General features: G+C 68.3%; 8 protein-coding genes and 1 pseudogene. 1 reads left to right on the top strand and 8 read right to left on the bottom strand.

The genetic code is table 11. From position 1 onward, the window contains the following. Nucleotides 1-137: 137 nt before the first annotated feature. Nucleotides 138-386 (top strand): annotated as a pseudogene (locus ACFWN1_RS30565) (ISAzo13 family transposase); the annotation flags it as partial. 124 nt (nucleotides 387-510) lie between these two features. Here the strand turns inward: ACFWN1_RS30565 and ACFWN1_RS30570 are convergent. The 8 genes from ACFWN1_RS30570 to ACFWN1_RS30605 form a co-directional block, all read right to left on the bottom strand. Then, on the bottom strand, nucleotides 511-807 hold the full coding sequence (locus ACFWN1_RS30570; RefSeq protein ID WP_384369109.1) for a hypothetical protein: 297 nt from the start codon (nucleotides 805-807) through the stop codon (nucleotides 511-513). Continuing rightward, complete coding sequence (locus ACFWN1_RS30575) at nucleotides 690-1190, bottom strand: hypothetical protein (protein ID WP_384369130.1); 501 nt, start codon at nucleotides 1188-1190, stop codon at nucleotides 690-692. The genes ACFWN1_RS30570 and ACFWN1_RS30575 overlap by 118 nt, the downstream gene beginning before the upstream one ends. 55 nt (nucleotides 1191-1245) lie before the next feature. Then, nucleotides 1246-1401, bottom strand: coding sequence for a hypothetical protein (locus ACFWN1_RS30580; RefSeq protein ID WP_384369112.1), 156 nt, complete (start codon nucleotides 1399-1401; stop codon nucleotides 1246-1248). A gap of 660 nt (nucleotides 1402-2061) precedes the next feature. Then, the gene (locus ACFWN1_RS30585) at nucleotides 2062-2523 is read right to left on the bottom strand and encodes a hypothetical protein (protein WP_384369115.1); all 462 of its coding nucleotides are present in this window, start codon (nucleotides 2521-2523) and stop codon (nucleotides 2062-2064) included. An 80-nt stretch (nucleotides 2524-2603) separates the two neighbouring features. After that, nucleotides 2604-3065, bottom strand: a complete 462-nt coding sequence (locus ACFWN1_RS30590; protein ID WP_384369118.1) for a hypothetical protein — start codon at nucleotides 3063-3065, stop codon at nucleotides 2604-2606. Next, nucleotides 3058-4068 (bottom strand): tyrosine-type recombinase/integrase, encoded by a 1011-nt coding sequence (locus ACFWN1_RS30595; RefSeq protein ID WP_384369124.1) that lies wholly within the window; start codon nucleotides 4066-4068, stop codon nucleotides 3058-3060. Before ACFWN1_RS30595 ends, ACFWN1_RS30590 begins: the two co-directional genes overlap by 8 nt. Nucleotides 4069-4670: 602 nt before the next feature. After that, on the bottom strand, nucleotides 4671-5336 hold the full coding sequence (locus ACFWN1_RS30600) for a M15 family metallopeptidase (RefSeq protein WP_384369127.1): 666 nt from the start codon (nucleotides 5334-5336) through the stop codon (nucleotides 4671-4673). A 449-nt stretch (nucleotides 5337-5785) separates the two neighbouring features. Next, the coding region (locus ACFWN1_RS30605; protein WP_384369121.1) for a hypothetical protein at nucleotides 5786-6365 on the bottom strand (580 nt) is incomplete at its 5' end.

A 6365-nucleotide genomic window follows, 5' to 3' on the forward strand; every position in this document is an offset into this window, starting at 1 on the left:
CAGAGAATCAAGGTGTTGCTTCCCGTGATGCGGCTCGTTGTTGTGATACGAGCGTCTCCGATAAGGTCCGTAGCCAACTCGCTGGGAAGTTCGGGGTGTTGTTCCCACATCTCGATGAGCGGCAGCGGCGGCTGATGATGGGGGCCGAGGCCCGGATCCTGGGGCACGGTGGTATCCGGGCGGTTGCGCGGGCGGCGCAGGTCAGTGAGACGACGGTCCGCAAGGGCGCGGACGAGTTGGAGGCCGGCGAGGAAGCTCTGGACCGGCTCCGTCGGCCCGGTGGCGGCCGGAAGAGAGCCGTGGATCTTGATCCGGGTCTGCTGCCCGCGCTGCCGGCACTGGTGGAACCTGACGAGCGGGGCGATCCGATGTCGCCGCTGCGCTGGGAATCCTACGGCGTTCTGGACCGCTCGCCCGCGGCGCAGTGGCGGGCGCGGGTCTACGAGACCCGGCACCTGGGAGCGATCCGTCTGAGCGCCACCGGCTGGGCAAGGACTCGGTCGGCGAAACCTATGGCGCGATGGCCGAGGTGCTTGCCGGCCTGGCCTGACCGGTGTTCTCCGAGACCGGTTCGACGTGGACGCAGACCCGGCGTAGGAGTGCATCGGCCCGCTCTTCGACCTCGTCTGCGTCCTGGCCGGTGACCACGAACGCCCCCAGTCGGTGGGTGTTGGCGCACGGCTCGTTGACTAGGCCGCCGATCGCTGCCCGCCAGCGGACGAACGGCACGCCCGGCCCGGTCGTGAGGAACCCGCAGAGAGACCAGGCGCCCGGCGCGTGGGCTGAGCACGAACCGTACGGTCGCATGTCCGGCGGCGGCAGTGGGCGGCCGGCGTGCGCTTGAGAGCCTGGCGCGTAGCGACCAGGTCGGCCCCGGCGTCCTTGCACTCGCTCCACCAGCCGTGGGTGTTCACGGGCGCAGCGGCGTCCCGCAGATCGCTGCGCAGTATGTCGTACGTGGCGATCTGCTCGGGCGTCCAGCCGTCCGTGGCGGGCCGTCGGGACCGCTCCTTACCCCGCTCCTCCACGGCGTCCCAGCCGGGATGGGGTTCTCGGGACCAGGGGAGGGTCCGCTGGTAGTCGTGCAGCTCGGCGTACAGGTCGGCGGCCTTGCGCTGGGCGTCGCGGAGCCTAGTGGGGAACGCGAGCGGGTCGAACGGCGGACTGGTCTCGGGGGTGGGGGTGGTCATGACCTGGAGCCTAGTGATGGGCTCCGACAGCGCACGGTGCCGGGCTCGGGGACGGTTATGCCCAGGTGTCGGCTCCGGCGCCGCGCCACTCGATTCCGTCCCACGCAAGCACGTCCAGCTCGTCCCACCCCTCCAGTCCGGCGTGCTGGAGGAACACCGTCAGGTCGTGGGCGTTCCAGGCCCGGCCCACGAACACATCACCCACGGTCACCCGGCGGCCTCCTGCCTCATCGGGTGGATGGACTACGACGCGTGCTGTCGCCATGGAGCCAGCGTGGCCCGCACCCGACGGACGCGCACATCGGTGTCGGTCGACCCGGACCCGGCAGTGCGTCGGCGCGTGCCCGAGCCGTTTTAGCCGGGCCCGTTGTAGACCGTGTGGTCCTGACCCATCTGAGACCACCCCGTCACCCGTGCCGTCTTACAGCCCATAGGTCTGCGTGTGGCCGCCGTGCTGCCTTTCAAGCCATAGGTGGCCGTGTACCCGGCGGCAAATGCGGCATCATGGCCGTGCCGCTTCTGGACGTGCAGATTGACCCGCACCTGCCCGCCCCCGCACACGCCTTTGAGGCACGCGTGGTCCTCCGGGAGACGGCATTCCCCGCAGGCGGAGCGTCGTACGGGTCCATCGTCGCGAACGCCGGCGCAGCGGGGTAGGGCGACGATGGCCGCTCGATCGAGGATGTCCGCCGTACGCTGGAGAGGCTCGGGGTAGCAGCGGAGGTAGCCCATTCCCCAGACGGCATTCCCCGGCACCACGGTCTGGATCGGCGCCATCTCATTCGGCCTGGTCACTTCTCTGAACTACCGCTCTGTTCCCTCCGAGTGAGCGGTCGAGTTCATCCATGCCGTAGGCGCGGGTCTCACGACTTCAGCACATCTTCCCGATCTTCAGTGCTCGCGCCCGCTCTCCGCTGTTCTCCGGGCGGATACGCTCGGCCAGGCAGTGCCGGTGGGAGATGATGGTGTGGCTTCCTGGACCGTCGCTGCTGCGCGAGTCCAGGACGAGGGCGTCTCCACCTAGGCCCAACGTGATCGCTTCACCACAGAAGTCGCAGCTGCGGACCAGCGACTCCAGGTCGGCAGGTCGGATGGTGAGCCGCACTGATACCGGCGGATGCCAGCGGTGGATTTGCTCGATCACTGCATTGATCTGCGAACCGATGGGTGGAAAGAGCGCGAGTAGTTCGTCATGGCTGCTCGTCGTCTGGGAGAACCGCTGGATCATGTCGATAGAGGCCGACAGACCAGCGTTCTCGTAACCAACGATCTCAACGAGCACACCCCATGGGTGATGGCTGAGGATCCTGGCCTGCACCGTCTGGCCAGGCATGAGTGCCAGACTCTCTGTCTCGAACCTTTCCATCAACCACTTCCCCATCCCTTAGCTCAGCAGGCCGCGCCTGGTGGCGCTCATGCGCACGTGTCGTCGACGTCGGAGCCCATCACCGGGCTCAGGGCTTGCAAAGCGTCATCGTATTGGTGACGGTCGAACTGGAACGGACCGAAAGCCACATAGTCGCGGCTCTTGCGGTGCGGTTGCTCAAAGGCGTCCCAGGTCACGAAGTCGGCCGTCGCGGTGATGCGGGCCATGAGCGGCCAGCATCCCCACTCGCCGCATTCGCAACCGAGAACGGGCGTCTTCGGCCCCATCGCGTTGGTGGACCGCCCGAGGAAGTGATCCTGCATCGGGCCGAACCGGAAGAACTCCGGGATCAGACCGCCATAGGTGTCACCTGCCGGCTGCATCCCGGCGGCGATCTCGAACCCGTCTATCAACTCGGTGAGTGGTGCGTTGTCGATGAGGGGGACGATCACGAGCGGGCCACCGTGGTCGCGGTGTCGGCAGTCGAACCTGATGTCATTGCTAGTCATCCAGTGATTGTGGCAGCGAAGCCATTCCTTCCGCCTGGGCGGGTTGAGCTGCGGCAATGCGCGGCATGCCGAGGTCGATCGCCGTACCGCCGGAAGCTCGTCGGTCCATCTGAGCAAGCTTGTCCTCGGCTCCAGCCAGGCTGATCCGGAGCCCTTCGACCTCCCCGAGCCAGCCCTCGGCGATGCGAACGACGAGGTTGTCGCGGATCTCCTCCAACCGGCCGCGCTGGGCCGGGTCCGGCCGGAGAAGCGAGCAACGAACGCAAGCGTGTTCGTGGATACACGCGGTGCCGTAGGCGCGGGCGCAGGTGCCGATGGAGAGCTTGCGGCGTTCGAAGTGGCCGAGGAAGTCCTCCGACTCGGCGTCGGTGGGGGTGCGATATTCCTCTGCCGGCCGCAGGGCGCGGCGGCGGGTGATGAAGGCGCGATGGGCTTCGATGGTTTTTTCTGGGTAGATCGCGTTGTAGCCCATTGTGGTGTTGATGTTGGCGTGGCCGGCGATGACCTGCGCGATGTGAGGCGGGAGGCCGGAGCGGATGGCATCGGTGATGAACAGGCGGCGGAAGTCGTGTGGCGCGAAGACCAGAGGCTGGCCGGTTGAGTCGGTGAGGCCGATGAAGGCGAGGACCTCTCCCAGCGCGCTGCGGATGAACTCGCCCGACATGCGGGATCTCTCGCCGCCGCGGTCCCACTGGAACAGCAGCGGGGACGGTGGGTTCCAGACGCGTTCCTCATAGTCGTAGGCGGACAGGAGCGGGATGGCCCCGGTCCGCGGGCCGCGGACGCGTCGGATGATGGTGGCCAGGACGTCGGCCAGTTCTGGGCTGACGAGTACGACTCGCTCCTGGTCGGTCTTGGAGGGAGCGACCCGTTGGCCAGATGGCCCAGGTACGCGGCGGACGGGCTGTTCCAGGGCACATCCTGGACTCCCCAGGGCGCGGTGAACGTGAGGGCCGGAACGCCGTTGATGGCTCCGGGGCAGACCAGCGTCTCGTACCGGCAGTCGCCGAACGAGTTCCTACCCTGCGTCAACGCCTTGCCCAGATCGAGTTCGCCGCCGGGCTCCCGGTACATTTCCTGAGCGGCGATGTCCGAGAACTGCTCGGCGGTCACCAGATGCGCGCGGGCCAGCACGCGCCCGGAGCCGCAGGGGTCGTGGAACTCCTTCCCGCCGGTCCAGACGGGCGACTCGGTGGCGAAGTAGAGCACCCTCGGCAGCTCGACCGCCACGGACGCCAGCGGCGGCTGGCGGTCCCGGCAACCGGGCTACACCTGCGATCCGCCGGGCGGCCGGCCCCCGCCGATGTAGTACCGGAGCCGGGCGAGGTGCGTGTTCGAGCCGTAGGCCACGTACCAGCCCTGTGCGGGCGGCCGGACGCCGGGGGCCGGCCGTCGGCGAACGGTGCCCGGTCGAGGACGCGCGCGGCCGAGGCGGCTTCGCCCGCCCAGGAGTGACGGCCGGTCGTGTTCTCGTCGACGACGACTTCCTGCAGGGACAGGATGTCCGGCGCGATCTCCGGATGGCGGTGACCCGCCCGCCCGACCCGCTCGTGCCGCGGGTGGAGAGCGTGAGCTTGTCCTTGTCTGCCGGTGAGGGCGGCCCGGTCAGTGAAGGGCGCGGGGTCCGCATGTGGCCGCCGGCTGGCCGGTCATCAGCGCCCAGTACCGGTCGCCGAAGCTCCAGTGCCACCACTCCGTGCGGTAGTTGACCAGCCCGGCGACGGACAGGGCAGCGGCGAGCACGGCCCGGTTCACACGGGCGAGGGGGCTGATCGAGGCGGCGTCCGTGTAGCAGGCGTCGTCGCTCTCTTCGGGGGTGGCGTTCACGCGTGTGCCCATGTCGAGTTCGGTGCCGTCGGCGTCCATGAGGGTGAGGTCGACGGCTGCGCCGGCGCTGTGCGGGGCGATCTCGGGCGGGGACACGTACCGGCTGGCGGCCTGGTGGACCCGGTCGTCGCTCCAGGTCGGGTTCGCGGCGCGGAGCTCGGCCACGTACTCCTCGAAGTAGCGCCGTTGCAGGTCGGGCGGCCGGTAACCCTCGATGTAGAGCAGGCGCAGCCCGTCAGGCAGGATCGACTGGGCGTGGACGAGCCGCTCCAGGACGCCGCGGCGCAGATGGGCGTACGAGCCGGTGGTGTCAGCTCGGAAGTCGTCGACCTGCAGGGTGCCCCGCACGTCGACGAGCGGCTCGCCGCATTCGGCGACGGGGACGGCCGCCACGCGCGGGTCGGACATCAGGACGATCGGACCGGGTGCGAGGGTGATGTTCATCCACGGCACGGCGTCCTCGCGGTAGGAGTGGCCGAAGGGTTCGATGCCGCTCTGGTCGGTGCGGCTGGAGCCGGTCACCATGACCATGTTGGAGTTGTCGGCCACGGACACCAGGTGAGTGCCGCGGTCGGGGCAGAAGCCGCAGCGCAGGGTTGGGTAGGTCGCGAACCACTTTGGCTCGCCGCCGGACCCGGTCCAGACCAGGGAGTCCAGGGGGAAGCCCACCCACAGCACCGCGGGCCCGCCGGAGATCCGCGTCTCATGGACACACGAGCACAGTTCCCTGTCAAGTCCTTGTGTTCAGGTTCAAGGTCGCGCCGGAGGCGGCCTCTGGGTGACCTACCGCCGCGCCGCTCGGGGAGCGGCCCTGCTCGCTGTAGCAGCTGACTCATCGCGCCAAAGGTAGGGGAAGGCCGTGTTGGTTCGCAGAGATTCCGGCCGTCAGCGTCCTAATCGAAGACGTTGAGCACGCGTCCGCGGATCTTGCGTTGCTCGAGCTTGAGGTGTGACAGGCGAAGTTCACCGATGGCGGTGGTCCTGGCGAGTTTGCGGGTCTCCCAGAACACCTTCATCCACTCCGGATGGGTGACTTCCCAGAGATAGATGGCGAGGTTTTCCCTGAGGAGTTTGGTGAGTTTCTTGCCGTTGAGAATGCGCTCGCGGACGTCGATGTTCTGGCGGGGGCCGAGGCACTGGACGGCGGTGAGGAGGTCCTCGCTGTCCAGATGGTCCGGCGGGATCTCCCCAGCCTCTTGGAGGGCGTCTGCGAGCTCGCGGACCTGCTGGGGTGCGGGAAGGTCCTTGGCGGAGTGGAGGGCCAGCATGGCGGCCACTGAGTCGCTGCTGGTGGGCCGCATGACGCGGCCTTCGAAACGGACTCGCTGCGCCCATTCGACGGCTTCGATCTGCTGTTGCTGTCCGATGAGCTCGGCGATGTTCTCGTCCGCCAGGGCGGCGGCGCCGGCGGGCGTGCCAGGGCGGGTGTTGCCGTGGTAGCGAGTCCAGGAGGGGTTTCCTGCTCCCCAAGAG

The sequence above is a fragment of the Streptomyces sp. NPDC058459 genome (assembly GCF_042721685.1).
In the GTDB taxonomy this organism is placed as follows: domain Bacteria; phylum Actinomycetota; class Actinomycetes; order Streptomycetales; family Streptomycetaceae; genus Streptomyces.